The 21,146-nt window shown below is 68.4% G+C and carries 21 protein-coding genes and 1 pseudogene; 7 read left to right on the top strand and 15 right to left on the bottom strand.

Features of this window, described 5'->3' with window-relative positions:
- Positions 1 to 22: 22 nt before the first annotated feature.
- Positions 23 to 4,765, top strand: coding sequence for a WXG100-like domain-containing protein (locus QC180_RS23090; RefSeq protein ID WP_278264894.1), 4,743 nt, complete (start codon positions 23 to 25; stop codon positions 4,763 to 4,765).
- Here QC180_RS23090 and QC180_RS23085 read toward each other — a convergent pair.
- The 3 genes from QC180_RS23085 to QC180_RS23075 are packed head-to-tail and all read right to left on the bottom strand — an operon-like array spanning position 4,737 to position 8,618.
- Positions 4,737 to 5,900, bottom strand: coding sequence for a hypothetical protein (locus QC180_RS23085; protein WP_278264893.1), 1,164 nt, complete (start codon positions 5,898 to 5,900; stop codon positions 4,737 to 4,739). The two genes, QC180_RS23090 and QC180_RS23085, sit on opposite strands and share 29 nt — an antisense overlap.
- The gene (locus QC180_RS23080; protein ID WP_278264892.1) at positions 5,893 to 6,690 is read right to left on the bottom strand and encodes an ESX secretion-associated protein EspG; all 798 of its coding nucleotides are present in this window, start codon (positions 6,688 to 6,690) and stop codon (positions 5,893 to 5,895) included. The genes QC180_RS23085 and QC180_RS23080 overlap by 8 nt, the downstream gene beginning before the upstream one ends.
- Positions 6,687 to 8,618, bottom strand: a complete 1,932-nt coding sequence (locus QC180_RS23075) for a hypothetical protein (protein WP_278264891.1) — start codon at positions 8,616 to 8,618, stop codon at positions 6,687 to 6,689. The genes QC180_RS23080 and QC180_RS23075 overlap by 4 nt, the downstream gene beginning before the upstream one ends.
- A 155-nt stretch (positions 8,619 to 8,773) precedes the next feature.
- On the opposite strand from QC180_RS23075, the gene QC180_RS23070 reads away from it, so the two are divergent.
- Together QC180_RS23070 and dtd are read left to right on the top strand one after the other, a co-directional pair.
- Positions 8,774 to 10,309, top strand: a complete 1,536-nt coding sequence (locus QC180_RS23070) for a hypothetical protein (protein WP_278264890.1) — start codon at positions 8,774 to 8,776, stop codon at positions 10,307 to 10,309.
- Positions 10,310 to 10,353: 44 nt separating this feature from the next.
- Entirely contained in the window at positions 10,354 to 10,797 is a 444-nt protein-coding gene (dtd, locus tag QC180_RS23065; RefSeq protein WP_278264889.1) for a D-aminoacyl-tRNA deacylase, read from the top strand.
- Between the two features lie 143 nt (positions 10,798 to 10,940).
- On the opposite strand, the gene map is transcribed toward dtd, so the two are convergent.
- The 10 genes from map to QC180_RS23015 all read right to left on the bottom strand — a co-directional run bounded on the left by map (position 10,941) and on the right by QC180_RS23015 (position 17,347).
- The gene (map, locus tag QC180_RS23060) at positions 10,941 to 11,738 is read right to left on the bottom strand and encodes a type I methionyl aminopeptidase (protein WP_278264888.1); all 798 of its coding nucleotides are present in this window, start codon (positions 11,736 to 11,738) and stop codon (positions 10,941 to 10,943) included.
- Positions 11,739 to 11,759: 21 nt separating this feature from the next.
- Positions 11,760 to 12,305, bottom strand: a complete 546-nt coding sequence (locus QC180_RS23055; protein ID WP_278264887.1) for an adenylate kinase — start codon at positions 12,303 to 12,305, stop codon at positions 11,760 to 11,762.
- Positions 12,302 to 13,624, bottom strand: a complete 1,323-nt coding sequence (gene secY / locus QC180_RS23050) for a preprotein translocase subunit SecY (RefSeq protein WP_278264886.1) — start codon at positions 13,622 to 13,624, stop codon at positions 12,302 to 12,304. The genes QC180_RS23055 and secY overlap by 4 nt, the downstream gene beginning before the upstream one ends.
- A 134-nt stretch (positions 13,625 to 13,758) precedes the next feature.
- Positions 13,759 to 14,202 (bottom strand): 50S ribosomal protein L15, encoded by a 444-nt coding sequence (gene rplO, locus QC180_RS23045; RefSeq protein ID WP_232996647.1) that lies wholly within the window; start codon positions 14,200 to 14,202, stop codon positions 13,759 to 13,761.
- A 1-nt stretch (position 14,203) separates the two neighbouring features.
- Positions 14,204 to 14,383 (bottom strand): 50S ribosomal protein L30, encoded by a 180-nt coding sequence (rpmD, locus tag QC180_RS23040; protein WP_019045070.1) that lies wholly within the window; start codon positions 14,381 to 14,383, stop codon positions 14,204 to 14,206.
- Between the two features lie 2 nt (positions 14,384 to 14,385).
- On the bottom strand, positions 14,386 to 15,036 hold the full coding sequence (gene rpsE / locus QC180_RS23035; RefSeq protein ID WP_278264885.1) for a 30S ribosomal protein S5: 651 nt from the start codon (positions 15,034 to 15,036) through the stop codon (positions 14,386 to 14,388).
- 31 nt (positions 15,037 to 15,067) lie between these two features.
- Entirely contained in the window at positions 15,068 to 15,475 is a 408-nt protein-coding gene (gene rplR / locus QC180_RS23030) for a 50S ribosomal protein L18 (RefSeq protein ID WP_278264884.1), read from the bottom strand.
- A 2-nt stretch (positions 15,476 to 15,477) separates the two neighbouring features.
- Positions 15,478 to 16,017 (bottom strand): 50S ribosomal protein L6, encoded by a 540-nt coding sequence (gene rplF, locus QC180_RS23025; RefSeq protein WP_278264883.1) that lies wholly within the window; start codon positions 16,015 to 16,017, stop codon positions 15,478 to 15,480.
- Positions 16,018 to 16,032: 15 nt separating this feature from the next.
- Positions 16,033 to 16,431, bottom strand: a complete 399-nt coding sequence (gene rpsH, locus QC180_RS23020; protein WP_067491077.1) for a 30S ribosomal protein S8 — start codon at positions 16,429 to 16,431, stop codon at positions 16,033 to 16,035.
- 247 nt (positions 16,432 to 16,678) lie between these two features.
- Entirely contained in the window at positions 16,679 to 17,347 is a 669-nt protein-coding gene (locus QC180_RS23015) for a YoaK family protein (protein WP_474646527.1), read from the bottom strand.
- Between the two features lie 327 nt (positions 17,348 to 17,674).
- Between QC180_RS23015 and QC180_RS30265 the strand changes: the two are divergent.
- Together QC180_RS30265 and QC180_RS23005 are read left to right on the top strand one after the other, a co-directional pair.
- Positions 17,675 to 18,424 (top strand): annotated as a pseudogene (locus tag QC180_RS30265) (alpha/beta hydrolase); the annotation flags it as partial.
- A gap of 439 nt (positions 18,425 to 18,863) precedes the next feature.
- Entirely contained in the window at positions 18,864 to 19,295 is a 432-nt protein-coding gene (locus QC180_RS23005; protein ID WP_347567348.1) for an alpha/beta hydrolase, read from the top strand.
- 294 nt (positions 19,296 to 19,589) lie between these two features.
- Here the strand turns inward: QC180_RS23005 and QC180_RS23000 are convergent, their stop codons facing one another.
- Positions 19,590 to 19,829, bottom strand: a complete 240-nt coding sequence (locus tag QC180_RS23000) for a hypothetical protein (RefSeq protein ID WP_278264881.1) — start codon at positions 19,827 to 19,829, stop codon at positions 19,590 to 19,592.
- A 162-nt stretch (positions 19,830 to 19,991) separates the two neighbouring features.
- Here QC180_RS23000 and QC180_RS22995 point away from each other — a divergent pair, with 162 nt between their 5' ends.
- On the top strand, positions 19,992 to 20,225 hold the full coding sequence (locus tag QC180_RS22995; protein ID WP_278264880.1) for a CopG family transcriptional regulator: 234 nt from the start codon (positions 19,992 to 19,994) through the stop codon (positions 20,223 to 20,225).
- Positions 20,222 to 20,668: a PIN domain-containing protein gene (locus QC180_RS22990; protein WP_278264879.1), complete on the top strand. Its 447-nt coding sequence runs from the start codon at positions 20,222 to 20,224 to the stop codon at positions 20,666 to 20,668. The genes QC180_RS22995 and QC180_RS22990 overlap by 4 nt, the downstream gene beginning before the upstream one ends.
- Positions 20,669 to 20,673: 5 nt before the next feature.
- Here the strand turns inward: QC180_RS22990 and QC180_RS22985 are convergent.
- A partial coding sequence (locus tag QC180_RS22985) for a type II toxin-antitoxin system VapC family toxin (RefSeq protein WP_278264878.1) occupies positions 20,674 to 21,146 on the bottom strand: 473 nt, incomplete at its 5' end.

Raw genomic sequence — 21,146 nt, 5'->3', positions numbered from 1 at the left:
ACCGCTGGCACGGAGGTGACCGGTGTCGGGTCTAGCCTCGGTCTTCGATCTGGTTCCCGGCTGGATCCTGCAGGCGCTCAACTTCGGTCAGGCCTATCCCAAGGGCGACGAAGACGATCTGTTCACCCTCGGTGACGCCTGGAAACAGGCGGCGGCGGACCTGCGCGAGCTCGAACCGGACCTGCGCTCGGTCACCGACGCCACCGCCAAGTTCTACAGCGGTGACGGCGCGGTCGCGGTCAAGCGCGAATTCGACAAGCTGTTCGCCGGTGAGCATTCGATCGACGAGCTGGCCAAGGCGCTGGAGGAACTGGGCGACTACACCCGCAACGGCGGTACCCAGCTCGAATACACCAAGATCATGGAGGGCAGCTTCGCCCTCATCACCGCCTACGCCGTCTACGCGTTGATCGCGGCCTGGCCGTGGGGTTCGGCGGGCGTGCCGCTCGCGCTGGCGGCCGGACGGACCACGATCGGCACTGTCGCCACCCGTGGGTTGGAACAGCTCGCGCTGGAGGCAGGCCGGGTCGGTCTGCGTAACCTGCTCAAGCCGTATCTGAAGCAGATCGCCATCGCCGGGTTGAAGGCGGGCGGGATGGGCCTGGGTCTGGACGGCGGCATCCAGGCCTATCAGATGGGCATGGGTCACCGCGATACCTTCGATCTCGGTCAGAACCTGCGCACCGGATTCGAGTGGGGCGCGGGCGGTCTGCTCGGCGCGCCCGTCGGCATGGGCATGAACAAGCTACTCGGGCGCACCGCGCTGAGTCCGGCCATGCGCGGACTGGTCAGCGGTGTCACCGGCGGCAGCGCGGCCGGGCTCGGCATGTACGGCGGCGGGTTGGTCTGGCAGGTCGGTGACCAGCTCAGGCAGGGCTATTTCGACGCGAGCAAGATCGACACCACCTTCGACCCGAAACTGGTGGTCGTCGGCGCCGCCCTCGGTGGTGCGCACGGGGTGCGCCACGGCGCCGGGCTCGGCAACGCGCCGAAGATGGACTCGCCGCGCATGTCCCCCGCCGGGACGACCGGCAAGGCACCCGTCGTCACCGAGGCATCCGTGCGTGACGGCAAGGCGCTCTACCACGACCTGGCCAAACAGACCCACCCCGACCGTTTCGCGGCGGGACCGGAACAGAACCGCGCCCGCGAGGTGTTCCAGCAGGTCAACGACGTCAAGATCGAATCCAAGGGCCAGTACAGCGATCAGCACGTGGCCCGGCTAGAACAGTTGCGCTCGGACTGGAACAACGCGGCCGCGACGCCACGTGACGGCAGCGCGGTGCGCCCCGCGGACGCCACGATGCGCACCGACTCCGGGGCGCGCGCCGAGACCGGCACCACGCGGGCACCCGAGACCGGCGCCAGGGCGGAGAGCGGGACCACCCGACCCGCCGAAACCGGTGTCCGCACACCGGATTCGGGAGCACGCGTCGCCGAACGGCCGGGCGGCACTCCGGCCGAGACGCGTTCCGCTGACCGCCCGGCCGCCAGGGACGCCGCGGGCGAGACCGCCAAGAACAACACCGCCCCCTCGCGCGCCGGAGTCGCCGAACAGAGCACCCCCAGATCCAACCTCGCGGCGACCTCGAAAGAGGGACCCGCCGCGGTCACCGGCGAGAGCCGGACGGGGACCGGCGGGCAGACCGTGCGCGCCACGGCCGAGCCGCCGACCACGGTCGAACACGGTGGCCCGAAGGACCCCGCCGCGCCGTCCACCGGTGCGGGCGAACCCGGAGTCCGCGGCGAGACGCGGGTTTCGAGCCCGGCTGACTCCGTTCCCGAGGCGGGCCGCGCCGAATCGGGCCGAGCCGACGTCGCCGTCCCCGAGGCTGGTCGCGCCGAGACGAGCCGAGCCGACGTCGCCGTTCCCGAGCCGGGTCGCACCGAGACGAGCCGAGCCGACGTCGCCGTCCCCGAGGCGGGTCGTGCCGAGACGGCCGTCGCGGAGCCGGGGCGGGCCGAGACTTCGACCGTCGACCCCGTCCAGAACGTCACCGAGAACGTGCGGGCGTGGATCGCCGAGCGGCCGAGCAAGTTCGAACTCACCTACACCGACGCTGAATTGGCGAGCATCGTCGGCGAGGGCCGCAGACTCGGGCTCGATCAGCGGACCATCGAAGACCTGGTGCAGATCGGTTCGCGCACCGCCAAGCCCATCACCGCACCCGAACTCACCCAGCAGATGCACAACTGGGTCGAGGTCGTCGCCGAGCGCGGCTTTCCCTACAAGTTCGCCGACGCCGCCGAATTCCGGCAGTTCAGCGGTGATCTCGTCGGCGGCCTGCGCGAGGCCGGGCTTCCGGTGGCCGATGTCGTCGTGCAGGGGTCCTCGCTGCGCACGCCGCGCGCCAACGATGTCGACCTCGCGGTCTTCATCGACCAGGCCACTTTCGACCGCATGCTGGTCGACCGGTTCGACGGCAAGGCCGCGCTCAATCCCGTCGGCGACGGCCCGCGCACCGTCCTCGGGTTGCGCGAGCTGTCCCACCCGCAGCTGGTCGAACTCGCCGAGCGCATCATGGCGAACCGACCGCTGTACAACAACCAGGCCAAGACCTTCGCCAACGCCGTCCTCAACGAGATCATCAGCTCCAAGTCCGATATCAGCCTGCCGTTGAAATCGGTGAGCAAATCCATCCAGGGGCAGTACCCGGGCCAGAACATCGAGTCGATCTCACTTCTGGTGCGGGAGGGCATCTTCGACACCCGGCCCGCACTGCCGGTCGTCGAACCGGGGGCACGCTCGGGTGTCGAACCGCATCGTGGTGCGGCGGCGAGCGTCGGGGAATTCCACGCCGACGCGCGTCCAACGGGTCAACCGGATCTGACCACCCTCGAGGTGGTCCGCGTGGTCGAGGACAATCTCGCGCTGGTCACCCCCGAGGACATGGCCTGGAATCGCGACACCCGGCGCTTCCTGCTCCCCGACGGACGCGATATCCAGATCCGCGTCGAGCCGACCAACGACGGTGCGGTGGCCGAATTCCGGGAGCGGCCCGACGGCACCGGCTACGACGTGCGGGTCGCGCCGCGCGCCAGGGACCAGGACGTGATCCGCGGCATCGCCCACGAGGTCGCCGAGATCCGGCTCGCGCAGGAACCCGAGATCGTCATCGACCCGGTGCGCGAGCGTCCCGACCGGATGACCGATCACCTCGGCGGTCGCTTCGCCGAGGTGCGGGTGCTGCTCGACAAGATCGATGCCGCCGCCGTCGACCCGGCCAGGGGCGGCCAGCTCCCCGGCCTGCGCCGCGACCTCGCCGACCTCGCCGAACGCGTCGACCTGCGGCCCGGCAGCACCACCGAGGGGCTGCTCGCCACCCACGATCCGCTGCTGGCCCACCGCTACGCGCTCGAACGCGCCGGTCTCACCGAGCAGCGCCCGATCTTCGGCACCTCGCTCACCCCGACCGAATTCGACCGCGCCAGTGCCGCGCACCTGGCGTCCCTGGGCGAACTGGCGGTGGGCGAACACGTCCGCGACCTGGTCACCAACGAGAGTCACGGCCTCGACGCGCGCATGCGCGAAGAGCTCGCCCGCCGCATCTTCGACCCGATCTTCGAGAATCCGACATTCGCCGACGCGCGCCAGCACGTGCCGACCAAACACCTGATGTCGTCGCTGGACCCGCTCAACGTGGCCATCAACGATCCGAACACCGTTGGGCCACAACGGGTTCGCGACCTCCACGAGGCCATCGACCGCTTCCACAGCGCGATGCCGGAACCGTTCCGCCAGGCGCTGGGACCGGAGGCGTTCCAGCGCATGTACGACGCCGCCGACGCACTCGCCGCGACGCCGAACCGCTTCGCCGGAGTCCTCGAATCACGCACCGGGCAGCTGACCGTCGACGGTGCTCCGAGCTCGATGAGTGAGCTGCTGCACGGTGTCGACCGGGCGAACCGGGCGGCCACCGCGAACGGGATCAATATCGAGTACACGGTGATGATCCACGATCCGGTGCACGGGGTCTCGGCCGTGGAGGTCGTTCCCCGCCCGCGCCCGCTGCACCGGCTGCCGCTCGAGCAGATCCGTTTCGGCGAGTACAACGAGCCGCTGCCGCTGGCGCACCGTCCGCCGACGGGAGTACCGAACGGGCACACCATCGATGTCGGTGTCGGGCGCAGCGCCTTCGCCGTCGAGATGACACCGCCCGCCGATCGCACCGGCGGCGGCCTGGTCGTCAAGACCGAGTTGGCCGAGTCGTTCGCGATTCCCAGTCAGCGCAGGCGCGGGCTCGGCATCCTCGATCCCGGTCCGCTCACCGAGGCCGGGACGGTGCTGGTGTTCGGCGACATGCTCGGCGGCGGCCACATCCTGGGCGACGGCGGCACCGGCGGGGTGGGCCGGATCTTCGTCAACAATGTCAGCGCCAAACTGCCGCCCGAGGCGTACCTCGACATCGCCGCCAACCTGGAACACACCCTCGCGCCCGGCGGTCGGATCGAGCTGCAGTGGGACATGAAGTCCGAATCGGCCGATCCGAGCAAGGGTTACCCCGGCGACCGCGGCCACATCGACGGCGACCATCTCTGGGCCGCCCTGCTCGACCTCTACGACAACCGGCCGCCGTTCCGCGTCGAGGAGTACACCGAATTCCCCGGCGCGGGCAACACCGACTACGACTACACCATCGACGCGGGCGCGAGCAATGTCCTGAACAAGGACAAGATGGAGGGCTTCTCCGCGCCGCGGCCCGACCACCGGATGGTCATCGTCTTCGACCCCTCGCTCAGAGGTCAGCTGCCTCCGCCGCGGTGACACCGGCCAGCGTCAGCTGGTACAGCGCCGCGTCGGCGGCGTCCTCGCCGAAGACGGCGGCGACGTCGGCGCGGGTCGCCAGACCGCGTTCGGCGGCCTCGACCAGGGCGGTCGCCGCGTGTCGGTCGGCGCCGTCGAGCAGACCGAGCACCACCCGGACCGTGGTCTCGGCGGTCCAGATCCCCGGTACCGCCTCGGCGAGATGATCGGCGGCGGGCGAGTCGCCGCGATACCAGGTGCCGTCGTCCCACCAGTAGCAGAACGACAGCAGCCCGGCCCCGGCCCTGGTGTTCAGCACCGGGTCGGCCACCCACGCGGGCGCCCCGGCGTACAGCGCGGGCATGGCGGCGTTCTCGTTGTAGGCGGCGTCGAGCGCGGGCGCGTTCCACACGCCGCCGGAGAGCACCGCGCGCCCGCCCGGCACCTCGTAGACCGTCGATCCGCTGTGTGAACCGCCCTCGAACCAGCACAGCGCGGGCAGCATGCGCGGCCCCCGCGTCGAGCCCGTGGCGACGAACGCGGCCGCGATCACCGCCCAGCGGGCCCGCAGCAGCGGATACGGCGGGAAGTCGAACTCCGACACCGTCGCTCGCACGTCGTCGGCGATGTCCGCGCGGGCCTGTCGGGCCGCGGCCTCGGGGGATCGTGACTGTCGCCCGTCGTGGCGCAGGTAGGCCGCCAGCCACACCGGCAACCGCTCGCGGGGATAGATCGCGAGGTCGGCCAGGTAGGCGCGCGGATCGAACAGCTGGTCCTCGGGGAAGGGCTCGTCGCCGTAGTCGTGGTCGACCTCGAGCTCGCCGGTGCTGGCCATCGCCACCACCAGGCGCCACCAGGGTCCGTCGCCGTAGCCCGCCGACAGCTTCCGGTGCTCGCGGACGGTCTCGAGGATCTCCTCGGTGGGCGCCACCCGCACCGTCGCGCCGCGCGCGTCGTCGAACAGCAGGTGCGCGACCTCGGCGCCGACGGTCAGCGCGAACACCGCGGTCAGCTCGCGCCAGCCCGCGGGGCCGAGCGCCGCGCACTGCCGGGCGATCCGGTACGCCAGCTCGTTGATCGCGTCCGGCGCGGACGCGGGTTCGGTGACCGTCGCCCCGAGCGAGAAGGGCAGGTCGGGCTCGATCTCGCTAGGCACGGGCCTCCCACTGTGATTCGACGCGGGCCAGCATCCGCTGGACGGAAGTGTCGATGGCGGCGAGCAGATCGGGCCGGGCCATCGGCACCGCGGCGGGCTCCTCCGACGGCAGCGCGATCACATAGCGGCCGTCGTCGGGCAGGTCGCGCCAGACCAGGATGTCGCGCAGCATTCCGCGCGAACCGAACATGGATTGGTTCTGCAGGATCTCCACCAGGCCGGTCCGCTCGGCCACCGTCTCGAAGAAGGCGGCACCACTCGCGGCGACCCCGGTATCGGCCTCCTCGAAGATGAGCGAGGGGCGCGGCGCGAACTCGGCGTGTTCCTCGGGCTGCCCACCGGCCAGCGCGATGATGCCCGATCGGCCCGCCCCCACCTCCGGCATATGCCCGACGATCGCCTCGGCCAACCCGTGCGGACCGCAGTCGACCACGATGTAACCCGCGCTGTGCCACGGTGTCCGGCCCGGCTTCTGATACACCGCGTAGCCCCGCGCCCCGACGCGCGCGGCCCGCGCCTTGATCGCGTATCGCGGATCGTCGGTCGCCCGGTCGTGCCATCCGCGCAACCGGACGTAGACGTGCGGCCGAGCCAATACCTCGATGGCGGAACGCAATTCACCGTCGAGGCTGTCCCGCAGACCGCGCCACGCCTGATGCTCGAGCTGCTCGAACTCCAGCGCGTCCTCGACCTCGGTCACGAACGACAGCGGGCGCGGCATGGTCGTGCCGACCAGCCGCTGCCAGAGCACCTGGAACTCGATATCGGTGAATTCCCAGGTCCGCGTCACGGCCTGCTCTCCGCGTGCGCGGCGTCGGTGTCGGTGATCTGCTCGAGCACGGGCGCGGCCACCCCGGCACTCGCGGCGACGATGGGCGTGACCAGGTCGGACAGGGAGGCCAGATTGCTGAAGTCCGGCAGGGCGGCGCGCGGGAAGGCCGCCGCGGACACCGACGCCGTCGCCGGTTCGCCCGTCACCGACCCGGCGGCCGGGGCCACCGCGGCGGGCTCGTCGACCGTCAGTCCGATCGTCTGGGCGGCCGTGGTCAGCTCCGGATGCTCGGCCAACAGCGCCGCGAACTCCGGCGAATCCGAGATCGCCGCCCGCAGATCCGGGAACTGGCTCAGCGCGTCGGTCAGCGAGGTGAGATCCGGTGTGAGCGCGCTGGTATCGATCGAGGACAGCGCCTCGATGAGTGAGGGCAGCGCCTGCGTGACCGAGGAGACGACCCCGGAAATCGCGGACACCAGCGACGAGATCCCGTCGGAGCCGCTGCTCGAGCCGGTCCCGGAACTCACCGCTCCCAGGCTCCCGGTGGTTCCCGATCCCTTGCCGCCACCGCTCGCGCCACCACCCGAACCGGTGCCGGTCTGGTACTGCCCGGCGGCGGTCTGGAGCTGGTTGGACTGATCGGTGAGCTGCTGTTTCTGCTTGTCGAGTTCCTTCTGCTGGTCGGCCATGGCCGCGCGCTGCTCCTGCAACGTGCCCTGCTGCTGAGCGGCGGCCTGCTGCCCGCCACCCTGGCTTCCGCCACCGCCTTGATTTCCCGCGCCGCCCTGATTCCCGGCGCCACCCTGGTTACCGGCACCACCCTGATTCCCGGCGCCCCCTTGGTTTCCGGCGCCACCCTGGTTTCCGGCGCCGGTGTCGCGCTTGCCGGGGTCCTCGTCCTTCTTCGCCGGTGGGGGCGTCGGACCGAGCATGCCCTGGGGCACCTTGGGTTCGGCGGCCACCGGGAACATGGTCTGCACGTCCTCGAAGCCCACGTAGTAGTGCTTGCGGTACAGCTCCTGGATCTCGCCGACGTCGTCGCAGGTCTCACCATTGGCCGGAACCGGCATCGAGGCCGCGGTCGCGTGCAGGAAGTCGGCGGTGTACTGCAGGGCGGAGTGCATCATCTGGAAGCTGTCGCGCAGCGTGCCCAGCGATCCCACGAACCCCTGCACCGCCGCGAAGGCGGCGTCACCGCCCTTGCTCTCCCAGTTCGTGGTGGTGATCGTGCGGACCGCGGTCTGGAAGGTGCGCCCCGACGATTCCACCTGGTCGGCCAGCACCTTCCAGGTCGACAACTCGGCCGCCACATGCGACCACTGGATGCGCCTACCCAGGTCCTGGAGGTCCTTCCACCCCATGCTCTTGGGCTCGCGCGCGTGGAACTTGAACACGTCGGCGCCCTCGGCCTGGGCCAGCGGCGTCTTGACGCCGGGCCGCTTGGCGACCTCGATGTCGTCGTCGTGCACGGTGTAGTTGCCGCCCGGCACCTGGTAGTGCGGCGGCAGATAGCCGGGTTCCTTGGCGACCACGCCCTTCAGGTCGACCGCGCCCGGCGAGATCGACACATCGCTGAGGTCCTTCTTCTTCGCCTTCAGCGCGGCGATCTCGGCCTCGGAGAGCTTGTCGCTGCCGGTGTACTCCGCGCCCGCGTCCTTGAACATGTCGCCCATGTCGTGCAGCGCGTCGATGAACCGGCCGACCGAGTCGAACGCCTGCGAGGTCTCATCGATGAACTTCGCGCGCAGACTCTCGGCCTTCACCTCGGTGCCACCGAGGTGCTCGACCGTGTAGTTGTTGAGGTTGGCGGGCGCGAGGAGGGTCTGGCAGCCCTTCAGTACGGCGATCACATCGCGGCAGGCGCCCGCGGCCTGGAGCGCGGCGCCGGTCTCGACCCGGATACTCGCCTTGCCCGCCGCGCCGTCCCATGGAGTCTTCTCTCCCACTCCCGAAGCTTAGCCATCGCAAGGGAAATCCGCACAGCCACAGCACCCTTCGGCAACCGGACCTTTCACTCGCGGTCACCTGGGCGGGCAGGCGCGATCTGTGACAGACTCGATCGAAGCGCAAGGGCCGTTCGGCGGCCGGATACCGACGAGTGATGAGGCCGGAGATTGACGTCGCGATGGAACTGCTCATGCCCGATCTGAGTAGCCTCGAGCGGCGCGTGGCGGTCGACCGCACCCAGACCCGTAATCAGCGGCCGGAGGACTACCTGCAGCTCGCGGGGTCGCTCACGGAACTGGCCCAGGGGCTGCTGGCCACCCGGGAGGACCCCAGCGGCCGCGACCGGACGGCCGAGGCGCTCGAGCCCGCCCAGGAGGCGGTGGCGATTCGGCTGCACTGGCTGGTCGAGGGCTGGGTGTCCTACGAGTACGCGGGGGCGTTGCAGGACGCGCTGCGACTGTTCGAGCAGGCCACCCGGTTGGTCGGGCACCGGCAGCTGGCCACCAACACCATCCGCAGCGCGTGCTCGGCGTATCGCCAGGTCGCGCAGGACTATCCCGAGGTGTCGGCCATGTGCGCCGACGGGCTGTCCAAGTGCGGTGTGTGGCTGATGCGCCTGGACCACGACGCGGCCGTGGCGGCTACGGAGTCCGCAGTGCGCATCCGCGCGGCCATGTACGCCCGCGCGCCCGAACAGCCGGGCAAGTACCTGGCCAGCCTGAGCACGCTGCTGCGCACGATGATGGTCGGACGCTCCCGCAAACAGGCCATCGCGAGCTACCGCACCCTCTACTCCGAGCTCACCTCCCCCGCCGCCACCGCGCGACTACGCGAGACCCGCGTCGAGGAGCTCGATCTCACCCTCAAGACCACCCAGGCGCTGGTGAAGCTGGGCGCCACCACGCTGGAGAAGGCCGGACGGCTCACCCAGCAGCAGATCCTCTACCAATCGGGTGGCGACCTGGCCACCATCGACGAGATCAACTGGCGCCTGGCGCTGGTCGGGCTCAAGCCGCTGGCCGCGGGCGCCATGCCCGAACCGCCCTCGCGCCCGGTGGAGATCTCGGCGACCTACGGCGCGCTGGCCGTGCGCTGCTCGGCACCCGACGCGCTCGACCAGGTGCGCGCCGCCATCGTGGCCGCCTACGCCGCCGACGGTGCCACCCCGGTGGACGCGGGCCGCTTCGCCGGTGTCCACGAAAAGCACTGGGGTGTCAAGGAACCGGTGACCAACTCGGCGACCGAACTCGCCGCCGATGTGGTGCTGGTCGAAAAAGCCTCGGGCAGCTGGATTTCGGTGAAGAGCCTGAACTGGGAGATCGGCGCGCTGGCCAGGCATCCGCTGGCGGTGCGACTTTCGGAGAAGTGGCCGGTGCTCACCGTCGCCACCATCGAGAACATCTCCTACGAGCTGTGCCTCTACGACAACGGCGTGGCCACCCAGTACGCCGCGCTCGGCAGGCCGTCCGGCCAGGCCCCGCTCGACGCGCCGCTGGCCCCGCTGGACTTCGCCACCCTGGCCGACTACGGCGCCGACTACGCCTCCGAGACCCAGGTCCGCGCGGCCTTCGGCAACGCCCCGATGTTCGCCAAGGTGACCGAACTGCCCGGCAGCGGCATCCGACAAGCCGCCGAGAAGGGCCCGCTCACCGACTTCGGCCCGAACATCCTGTTCTTCGGCAAGGACTGACCCGCCAGGCGCACGCGCGCCGTCACCCGGCATGATCGGTGGCTGTGCGAGTACTGCTGCAGCGGGTGACCAGTGCCCAGGTGAGCGTCGACGGGCAGATCGTCGGAAAGATCGAGCCCACCGCCGAATCCGGCGGACACGGCCTGCTCGCCCTGGTCGGCGCCACCCACACCGACACCGAGGCCACCGCGCGTGCCCTGGCCGACAAGACCTGGCGCCTGCGCATCCTCGACGGCGAACGCTCCGCCGCCGATCTGAACGCACCGATCCTGGTGGTCAGCCAGTTCACCCTCTACGCCAACACCGCCAAGGGCAGGCGACCGTCCTGGAACGCCGCCGCACCGGGCCCGATCGCCGAACCCCTCGTCGACACCTTCGCCGCCACCCTGCGCGAACTCGGCGCCACGGTGGAAACCGGCCACTTCGGCGCGCACATGCAGATCCAGCTGACGAACGACGGCCCGGTCACCATCCTGCTGGAAGGCTGATCCCACAGACCAGCTCGGCCGCAGTCGGCTGACGCGGCCGCGTCAGCCGAGGCCGTCAGCTGCGGCCTGAGACCAGATCTCCTCTTCACCGGAGGATTCCCAATCGTCCCAGGCGGCCGCGTAGTCGTCCTCGAGCAAAAGCGCTACTCCGGGCGGAGGGTGAGGATGCGGGGGCCGTCCTCGGTGACGGCGACGCTGTGTTCCCAGTGGGCGGCGCGGGAGCCGTCGGTGGTGACCACGGTCCAGTCGTCGTCGAGGGTCTTGGTCTCGGTGGTGCCCAGGGTGAGCATGGGCTCGATGGCGAGCACCGAACCGACCACCAGGCGCGGGCCCTTGCCGGGCGCGCCCTCGTTGGGCAGGAACGGGTCCATGTGCATCTCGCGGCCGATGGCGTGGCCGCCGTAGCCGTCGACGATGCCGTAGGCACGACCGTGCGCCTGCTCGGCGGCACGGGTGCCCAGTTCGATGGCGTGCGAGACATCGGTGAGACGGTTGCCGGGCAGCATCGCCGCGATGCCGGTCTCCATCGAGAGGCGGGTGGCCTCGCTCAGCAGTTCGTCGGCCTCGATGATGGTGCCGATACCGAAGGTCCAGGCCGAATCGCCGTGCCAGCCGTCGAGGATGGCGCCGCAGTCGATGGACACCAGATCACCCTCGGCGAGAATGTCACTCGCCGAGGGGATCCCGTGCACGACCCGGTCGTTGACCGAAGAGCAGATCGAGCCGGGGAAGCCGTGGTAGCCCTTGAACGACGGGACCGCGCCCGCGTCCCGGATGGTGGCCTCGGCCACCTGATCCAGCTCCAGGGTGGACACGCCGGGCTTGGCCGCGTCCCGCACGGCGACCAGCGCCCGCCCGACGATCGCACCGGCCGCCGCCATGGCGTCCAGTTCGCCCGCCGTGCGGAACGGCACGACCTTCTTCTTCCGGTTGAAGACCATCCGGCCTCAGTACTCCGATCGCTACTTGCCGAGAGCGGACAGCGCCCGCGCGTTGACCTCGTCGACCTCGCCGATGCCGTCGACGGTCACGACGAGACCGTCGTAGTACGCGAGCAGCGGCTCGGTCTCCTCGCGGTAGACCCGCAGCCGGTTGCGGATGACGTCCTCGGTGTCGTCGGCGCGGCCACGGGCGAGCATGCGCTCGACCACGGTGTCCTCGGCGACCACGAAGCACAGCACGGCGTCGAGCTCGGAGCCGTTGTGCTCGAGGATCTTCTTCAGCGCGTCGGCCTGGTCGACCGTGCGCGGGTAGCCGTCGAGCACGAAGCCGTTGGCGGCGTCGGGCTCGGCCACACGCGCCTCGACCATGCGGTTGGTGACATCGCTGGGGACGAGGTCGCCCGCGTCCATGTACTTCTGCGCTTCGCGCCCGAGGGCGGTCTGCTGGCTGATGTTCGCGCGGAAGAGGTCTCCGGTGGAGATGTGCGGAACGCCCAGCTTTTCCGACAGCAGGACGGCCTGAGTACCTTTACCGGCACCCGGCGGACCGAGCAGAACAACTCTCACTTGAGGAACCCTTCGTAATTTCGATTCATCAGCTGGCTCTCGATCTGCTTGACCGTGTCGAGACCCACGCTGACCATGATGAGAACCGCGGTACCGCCGAACGGCAGGTTCGCCGCTCCGCCGGTAGCGCCCATATCCAGGAACAAGTTCGGGAGGACGGCGACCAGACCGAGGTAGATCGAGCCAGGCAGGGTGATGCGGCTCAGAACGTAGTTCAGGTAGTCGGCGGTCGGCTTGCCGGGCCGGTAGCCGGGAATGAAGCCGCCGAACTTCTTCATCTCGTCGGCGCGTTCCTCCGGGTTGAAGGTGATCGCCACATAGAAGTAGGTGAAGAACACGATCAGGCCGAAGTAGATCGCGATGTAGACCGGGTTGCCCGGGTTCACCAGGTACTTCTGGATGATCTCCTGCCACCAGCTCGGATCCGTGGCCGTGTTCGACCCGGTCAGCTGCGCGATGAGGTTGGGCAGGTAGAGCAGCGAGGACGCGAAGATCACCGGGATGACACCGGCCTGGTTGACCTTCAGCGGCAGATAGGTCGAGGACCCGCCGTACATCTTGCGGCCGACGACGCGCTTGGCGTACTGCACCGGAATCCGGCGCTGGCCCTGCTCGACGAAGATCACGGCCACGATGATCACCAGTACGGCGGCGCACACGAGACCGAAGATCAGGCCACCGTCGGTGTCCAGGATCCGCTTGCCGTCGAGGGGCAGGCGCGCGGCGATACCGGCGAAGATCAGCAGCGACATGCCGTTACCGACACCACGCTCGGTGATCTGCTCGCCGAACCACATGACCAGCGCGGCACCGGCGGTCATCACCAGGACGATGATGATCATGCCGAAGATGCTGGTGTCGGCGAGGATGGGCTCGTTGCAGCCCTGCAGCAGCTGACCGCGCGCGGCGAGCGCGACGAGACCGGTGGCCTGCAGGACCGCCAAGGCGACCGAGAGGTACCGGGTGTACTGCGTCATCTTGGTCTGGCCCGCTTGGCCTTCCTTGCGCAGTTCCTCGAACCGCGGGATGACGACGGTCAGCAGCTGGATGATGATGCTCGCGGTGATGTACGGCATGATGCCGATCGCGAACACGGACAGCTGTAGCAGCGCTCCACCGGAGAAGAGATTGATGAGCTGGTAGATACCGGCGGATTCACCACCGGAGACGACCTTCACGCACTCTTGAACGTTCTGGTAATCGACACCGGGGGACGGCAGCGCGGCACCCAATCGGTACAGCGCGATCAACCCCAGCGTGAAGAGAATCTTCCGCCGTAAGTCCGGAGTCCGGAAGGCCGATACGAAGGCGGAAAGCACAAATCCTCCTGGCGAACGACATGGTCAGGCCATCAGCCGATGACGGTCTTGGCAGACAAAGCTTGTTGAGACTCTAACAGTGGCACCGGACGAGCTCTCGACTCGTCCGGTGCCAGCTGTCGACTAGCCTACCGTCAGGCCAGCTCGGTGACAGTGCCACCGGCAGCGGTGATCTTCTCCTTGGCGGAGCCGGTCACCTTGTCGGCGGTCACCTGGACCGCCACGCCGATCTCACCGTCGCCGAGGACCTTCACCAGCTCGTTCTTGCGAACGGCACCGGCGGCGACCAGCTCGGCCTTGCCGACCGTGCCCCCCTCGGGGAACAGCTCGGCGATGCGGCCCACGTTCACAACCTGGTACTCCACGCGGAAGCGGTTGGTGAAGCCCTTGAGCTTCGGCAGGCGCATGTGCAGCGGCATCTGGCCACCCTCGAACGCCGGGGAGACGTTCTTGCGGGCCTTGGTGCCCTTGGTACCACGACCGGCGGTCTTGCCCTTGGAACCCTCACCGCGACCCACACGGGTCTTCTCGGTCTTGGAACCCGGGGCGGGACGCAGGTGGTGCAATTTGATGGTCATGTCAGACCTCCTCAACGGTTACGAGGTGGCGCACGACGTTGATCAGGCCGCGGTTCTGAGCGTTGTCCTCACGGACCACGCTCTGACGGATCTTGCGAAGGCCCAGCGTACGCAGGGAGTCCTTCTGATTCGCCTTGGCGCCGATGGTGCTCTTGATCTGGGTCACCTTGAGATCAGCCATGGTCAGGCTCCCTGTCCCGCACGCGCACGCAGCATGCCCGCCGGAGCGACGTCCTCGATCGGCAGACCGCGACGCGCGGCAACCTCTTCGGGACGCTGGAGCATCTTGAGCGCGGCAACCGTCGCGTGAACGACGTTGATCGCATTGTCGCTACCGAGCGACTTGGCCAGAATGTCGTGAATGCCAGCGCATTCGAGCACGGCACGCGCCGCGCCACCGGCGATCACACCGGTACCGGGCGAAGCCGGACGCAGCATGACCACACCGGCCGCCGCCTCACCCTGCACCGGGTGGGTGATGGTCGAGCCGATCATCGGGACGCGGAAGAAGCCCTTGCGAGCCTCCTCGACACCCTTCTGGATGGCCGCGGGAACTTCCTTGGCCTTGCCGTAGCCGACGCCGACCAGACCGTTGCCGTCACCGACGATCACGAGGGCGGTGAAGCTGAAGCGACGACCACCCTTCACGACCTTGGAGACGCGGTTGATCGCGACCACGCGCTCGAGCTGGTTCTTCTCGGCAGCGTTGTCCCGACGGTCGCCGCCACCGCGACGATCGCCGCCACCGCGACGGTTGTCGCGGTTGCCCTCGGGGCCATTGCTGTTCTGTCCGGCGGGTCCGTTGCCGCCGTCACGCCGCTGACGTCCCGGCATCAGACGTTCCTTCCGTTCGAAATAACAGTCATCAGAACTTCAACCCGCCTTCACGAGCGGCATCGGCCAGCGCCGCGATACGGCCGTGGTAGTCGTGACCACCACGGTCGAACACGACCGCCTCGATACCGGCAGCCTTGGCACGCTCGGCGATCAGCTGACCGACCTTGGCGCCCTTGGCGGACTTGTCGCCCTCCAGCGCGCGCACGTCGGCCTCGATCGAGGACGCGGCGGCGATGGTCTTGCCGACCGAATCGTCGACGAGCTGGGCGTGCAGGTGCCGCGAGGAGCGGTTGACCACCAGGCGCGGACGCTCGGTGGTGCCGACGACCTTCTTGCGCAGACGGAAGTGACGACGGGTCTTGGACAGCCGACGCTTGGTCGAGACGTCCTTGCCCAGCGGAATCCGCTTGGCCTTCTGGTTAGCAGTTTGCGCCATGATCACTTACCCGTCTTTCCGACCTTGCGGCGAACGACCTCGCCGGCGTAGCGGATGCCCTTGCCCTTGTACGGGTCGGGCTTACGCAGTCCGTGGATGACAGCGGAGATCTGGCCGACCTTCTGCTTGTCGATGCCGGACACAGAGAACTTGGTGGGCGATTCCACCGCGAAGGTGATGCCTTCCGGGGCCTCGATCGGGACCGGGTGGCTGTAACCCAGGGCGAACTCCAGGTTCGAGCCCTTGGCGGCCACACGGTAACCGACGCCGAAGATTTCCATCTTCTTCTCGTAGCCCTTGGTGACGCCCTCGATCATGTTGGCGATCAGGGTGCGGGAAAGGCCGTGCAGCGAACGGTTGGCGCGCTCGTCGTTGGGACGGGCGACCTCGAGCTCGTTACCCTCACCCTTGGTGACGGTGATCGGCTCGGCGACGGTGTGCGACAGGGTGCCCTTGGGCCCCTTCACCGTGATGACCTGGCCATCGATGGTGATGTCGACGCCAGCCGGAATCTCGATGGGCTTCTTACCAATACGCGACATTAGTCCTGACCTCCCTTACCAGACGTAGGCGAGGACTTCGCCGCCCACGCCCTGCTTGGCCGCCTGACGGTCGGTGAGCAGACCGGTCGACGTGGAAATGATCGCCACGCCGAGGCCGCCGAGGACCTTGGGCAGGTTGGTGGACTTCGCGTACACACGCAGACCCGGCTTCGAGACGCGACGCAGGCCCTGCAGGCTGCGCTCACGGCTGGGGCCGTACTTCAGATCGACGACGAGGGCCTTGCCCACCGGCGCGTCTTCGGTGCGGTAATCGGCGATGTAACCCTCGCGCTTCAGGATCTCGGCGATGTTCGCCTTGAGCTTGGAGTGCGGAGCCTTCACCTGATCGTGGTACGCCGAGTTGGCGTTGCGCAGACGCGTCAAGAAGTCTGCGATCGGATCAGTCATGGTCATGGTTAGACCTCGACACCTTTCTCGCTGCGGTTCCCATGCAGCATCTCCGCGCTCTCACGCGGCGACCGTGGGCCTACAACAATTCGGCTGGTCCGGGCGGCACTTGCCGACCGGATGAGTACTCTTCACGAGTGCTCGGCGCCCGGCAACGATCCGCCAACGCCGAGCGTGTAGCGGACACAGATCTGCCCAGGCAACCGCTCTAGTGTAGGCAACGCCGTGGTCAGGACCAAATCCGGGGGGCCGGTCAGGTGGCCGGGATCGGGTCGCGACTCGCGCGGGCGGTGAACATGACGCCGACACCGGAGACGACGGCCGCGACCAGCAGCATCTGATCGCCGCCCACGATCTCCCCGAGCACCCCGCCGAGCAGCGCGCCCACCGCGAAGGACCCGTACTGCAGCGCGTAGCCGAGCCAGTCGCGCACGCTGCCGCCGCTGACGTGGCTCTCGATGCCCTGCCCGAGCTTCACCACGGTGCCGGTGACATAGCTGAGCGGGACGCTGACCTCGCCGTTCTTGACGAAGGCGGTATTGAGCGCGCCCACGGCGAAGGCCACGAAGGCGATCGGGATGAACCCGACCTCCTGCCCGCCGGAGCGGTCCATCGCCCAGTCGACGGCGGCGGCCACGCTCAGGGCGACGGTCGCCACCACGGTGGCGCCGTGCCGACTGTCGCGCCACACCCGCCTGCGCAGCAGCGAGGCGACGAACACGCCGAGCCCGAAGGACAACAGCAGCGTGATGGCGCCGGTGGCGAGCAATTGATCGTTATCGAACCAGCCGAGCACCGCCCGCTCGGTATTTCCGGTCATGAACGTGACGAAATATCCGGCGGAATGCGTATAGGCGGCCGCGCCGATGAATCCGGCCAATATCGAAAGAAAGGCGACCATCGGCATCGCACCCTCCGGCATGCCCCTGAGCGGGGGCCGGTGGGCCAGGTCACGGCCCGTTTCCTCTGTGGTTGCAGTCACAATCCCACTTCCTCTGTTGTCATCGGAAATTAGGGATCGTCATTGACACCCGTTCTCGCCGCATTTCGTGCGGCGATTTCGACAGTAGTGGCAGCGGCACCGGTCGACCACCGCCCGATACGAATTATCGGGAAGAACACAGAATTACCAGAATTGCGTAACCTCGCGTTTACCGAACAATGTGAAACAAATACCCGACGACATGCGCCGATGCGCGCGCCCCGGCCGAATTCCGTTCGACGCCAACTAGTTTCCTGAAGTAAGCACGTGATAGCTTCAGCGGGTTCGTCCGATTCGCAGGAGGCTCGGCAGGTGTATTCGCGCGTCGCGCGCCGTGGAACTCGCCGGGGCTGGACCAGCGTTTTCGCTGTTCTCCTCGGAATCGGCGCGCTCACCGTCCCCGCCCCCGCGCACGCGGCCGATCCGTACGTCGACCAGCTCGCCGAGGCCGCCGCCACGCCGGAACTGGCCTGGTCGGACTGCGCGGACGGGTTCTCCTGCACCTGGGCCCAGGTCCCCCTGGACTACCACGACCCGCACGGCGAGCAGATCGACCTGGCGGTCATCAAACTGCCCGCCACGGACCCCACCCGCCGCATCGGCACCCTGTTCGTGAACTTCGGCGGACCCGGCCCGTCGGGCGTCGACCGGCTGCGCGAGCGCGCGCACTGGCCCTGGCTGTTCTCCGACGAACTGCGGGCCCGCTTCGACCTGGTGTCCTGGGACCCACGTTCGGTCGCCCGCAGCGCCGGGACCAGCTGTTTCTCCTCGATCGAGGAACAGCAGCAGTACTTCGCCACCTTCCCCGGCACCCCGACCGGCCCCGCCGAGGAACCGGAGTTCCTCGCCCGCTCGGCCGATATCGCGGCCCGCTGTGCGGCCACGGCGGGCCCGATCCTCGCGCACGCCGCCACCACGAACACCGCCCGCGACCTGGACCTGCTGCGCCGCGCGGTGGGCGATACCGCGCTGACCTATCACGGCATCTCCTACGGCACCCAGGTCGGTGCCGTCTACGCCAATCTGTTTCCCGGCCGGGTGCGGGCGATGGCGCTGGACGGCTCACTCGACTTCGAGGGCAGCGCCAACGGCCACGGCGCCGACGGCGCGAACCTGCCACTGGACACCCGTCAGGGTGTGGCCGACGCCATGGCCGAGACCTTCGACGCCTTCCTGCGCGACTGCGTGGCGGCGGGCCCGGACTGCGCCTTCTCGGCAGGCGACCCGAAACTGAAGTGGATCGCGCTGGCCGAGCGGGCCCGGCTCGCGCCCATCGTCGTCGACGGCACGGAGTGGACCTACGGTCAGATCGTCACCGCCGCGGGCAGCCTGGCCCGCCCCGACACCTACGCCGACCTGGCGACACTGTTGCAACAGCTCTTCGACGCGGGCACCACGCTGCTGCCCGCCGTGACCCACGACGCGATCTTCGAGCGGGAACACCCGGGGCAATCGGGTGGAGGCGTTCTATTCGATCCAGTGCGCCGACAGCGCGGTACCGACCGATCCGGCGGTCTACCAGCGGATCGGCGTGATCGAGGACCTGCGCGTCCCGTATTTCGGCCGCACCGCCGTCTTCAACGCCACGCCCTGCGCCTACTGGCAGGTCCGCGACGCCGACCGCTACACCGGTCCGTGGAATCGCGAGACCGCCGCCCCGATCCTGGTGCTGAACAGCCGTTTCGATCCGGCGACGCCGCTACGCGGGGCGATGGCCGGTGCCGGTCAGCTGGCGCGGGCGCAGGTGGTGGTGTTGGAAGGCGCTGGTCACAGCAGCATGTACGTCGCCAGCACCTGCGCCGAACACGTCAAGCGCGACTACCTGTTCACCGGTCAGCTGCCCCCGGCGGGACTGAGCTGCGGGATCGACCGCTCACCCTTCAGCTGACGCACGGCAGACGAGTCAGCGCATCGCACATGCGGGACCGAGCAGCGGACCGGCATGGTTCTCGGCGCTACCCAGGAGCACCAGAAGCCCGCCCACCGGGCTGCACAGCACATCCAGACTCGACGACCCGCTATCGGCGACGGGTTCCCCCGCCTCCGCGGTAGCCGCGGTGGCGATCGGCGCGAACACGAAAAGGGCGAGAGCGGAGGACAAGGCGAGCTTCTTCATAGCCTCACCCTGCCCGCTCGCCCTCGCCCCCCGCACGCCCCGACTTGCGGGGGCACGCACCGAGAACTACGAGAACAGGCAGAGCAGATCGTAGAGCGGCGGCTTCTCCACACTCCCGGTGGAGAACAGGAACTGCGCGATCGGCGAGCAGATCAACTGCGTCTCCGACGACCCCGACCCCTTCGACGACCCTTGCGAGGACCCGGAGTCGGCAACCGGAACGGGCTGAGCGGGAGCAGCCGACGCGACAGCGGGCGCGGCGAGAATCGCGCAGGATACTGCGGCGACGGTGACGAGCTTGTTCATCCGCCCAGCGAACACCACCCGACCGTTTTCCGGAGTGAAACGCAAACATTTCAGCACCGAGCCCGCTGGGCGGCCCGAATACCCGCCGAGGACGGACTTCGGCAGGAATACCGCAACCAGCGCACGTCGACGGCGCGGTGACACATATGCGACAATACACATATGCCACTCAAGCGAACGATGGTCTACGCCGAAGCCGACGATCTCGCGGTCATCAAGGACGCCGCGGCGAACTCGGATGCCAGCGAAGCCGAGATCATCCGTGAGGCGATCCACCTCGCCGCGATGCGACTGCGTCGTCGATCCGAGCCGCTGCGTCTGCGCCGATTCGCCAGCGGTGACCCGACACTGGCTTCCCGGACCGAGGAGATTCTCGCCGAAGACGGCGCCGCGTGACCGGTACCGGCATCGTCATCGCCGACACCTCCGGCCTGATCGCGGCCTTCGACACCTCGGCGCCGGAAAGTGACGCGGCGTTCGCGGCGCTGGAACGGGCGGGGTTGGTCGTCCTCTCCCCCCTCGGATTCGCCGAACTCGATCACGTCGGACGGCGTGAACTCGGACGCGACCACGCGAAGACGATGATCGAAGACCTCAGCGCCCAGGCACGCACCGACGAATTCGAAATCGCCGTCCTGACCCCCGACATCCTCGACCAGGCGAACGCCGTCCGCACCCTCTATCCCAGCCTGAATCTCGACCTCGCCGACGCCGTCTGCGTGGCCCTCGCCGCCGAATACGAAACGGCGACCATCCTCACCCTGGACCACCGCGACTTCCGCGCGCTGACCCCACTGACCACACACCCATCCTTCCGCCTCCTCCCGGCAGACCTCTGAGCGCGCTACAAACGCCACAAGGGGACGACCGGAACTACCGTCAGCATCGACTCCAGGCCCGCGAAGTCCTTGGGATTCGTCGTGAACAATGGCAGCCCGTTACTCGCCGCGGTGGCCACGATCATCAAGTCCGAGCTTCGGCGACGTGGACTGCGACCTACGGCATAGACCTGAGCGCAGAGCACACCGAATACGCGAGCGGCGCGAGAGTCGTAGGGCAAAGCCTCGCCGAACTCCGCCTCGACCCGCTGTAATACGGCGATTCGGTTGGCTCGTTCGATGTCGTCATCAGTCGCGTGCGGCCCACGGGACAACTCACCCAACGTGACAGCCGTGATCGCCGACTCCACCGGGAGATCACCGATATCGAACAGGCCGAGAGCTGCGACGATGTTGTCTCCGGGACCGCAGTTCATACCCGTCAACGCACGAAGACACGGACTTCCGTCGGAAGTCCGTGTCTTCGTTCGATATTCGC

The sequence above is a fragment of the Nocardia anocheti genome (genome assembly GCF_029675105.1).
Taxonomy (GTDB): Bacteria; Actinomycetota; Actinomycetes; order Mycobacteriales; family Mycobacteriaceae; genus Nocardia.
The sequence above is the reverse complement of the archived record's forward strand: the minus strand, read 5'-3'. Positions and strand labels throughout refer to the sequence as shown.

Coding starts and splice junctions, on each gene's coding strand:
- rplO (WP_232996647.1), bottom strand. CDS start 14,202: ATGACCATCAAATTGCACCACCTGCGTCCCGCCCCGGGTTCCAAGACC.
- rpsE (WP_278264885.1), bottom strand. CDS start 15,036: ATGCCGGGACGTCAGCGGCGTGACGGCGGCAACGGACCCGCCGGACAG.
- rplF (WP_278264883.1), bottom strand. CDS start 16,017: ATGTCGCGTATTGGTAAGAAGCCCATCGAGATTCCGGCTGGCGTCGAC.
- QC180_RS22995 (WP_278264880.1), top strand. CDS start 19,992: ATGCCACTCAAGCGAACGATGGTCTACGCCGAAGCCGACGATCTCGCG.
- QC180_RS23015 (WP_474646527.1), bottom strand. CDS start 17,347: ATGCCGGAGGGTGCGATGCCGATGGTCGCCTTTCTTTCGATATTGGCC.
- rpsH (WP_067491077.1), bottom strand. CDS start 16,431: ATGACCATGACTGATCCGATCGCAGACTTCTTGACGCGTCTGCGCAAC.
- map (WP_278264888.1), bottom strand. CDS start 11,738: ATGGTCTTCAACCGGAAGAAGAAGGTCGTGCCGTTCCGCACGGCGGGC.
- QC180_RS23070 (WP_278264890.1), top strand. CDS start 8,774: ATGAGGCCGGAGATTGACGTCGCGATGGAACTGCTCATGCCCGATCTG.
- rplR (WP_278264884.1), bottom strand. CDS start 15,475: ATGGCGCAAACTGCTAACCAGAAGGCCAAGCGGATTCCGCTGGGCAAG.
- QC180_RS23000 (WP_278264881.1), bottom strand. CDS start 19,829: ATGAACAAGCTCGTCACCGTCGCCGCAGTATCCTGCGCGATTCTCGCC.
- rpmD (WP_019045070.1), bottom strand. CDS start 14,383: ATGGCTGATCTCAAGGTGACCCAGATCAAGAGCACCATCGGCGCCAAG.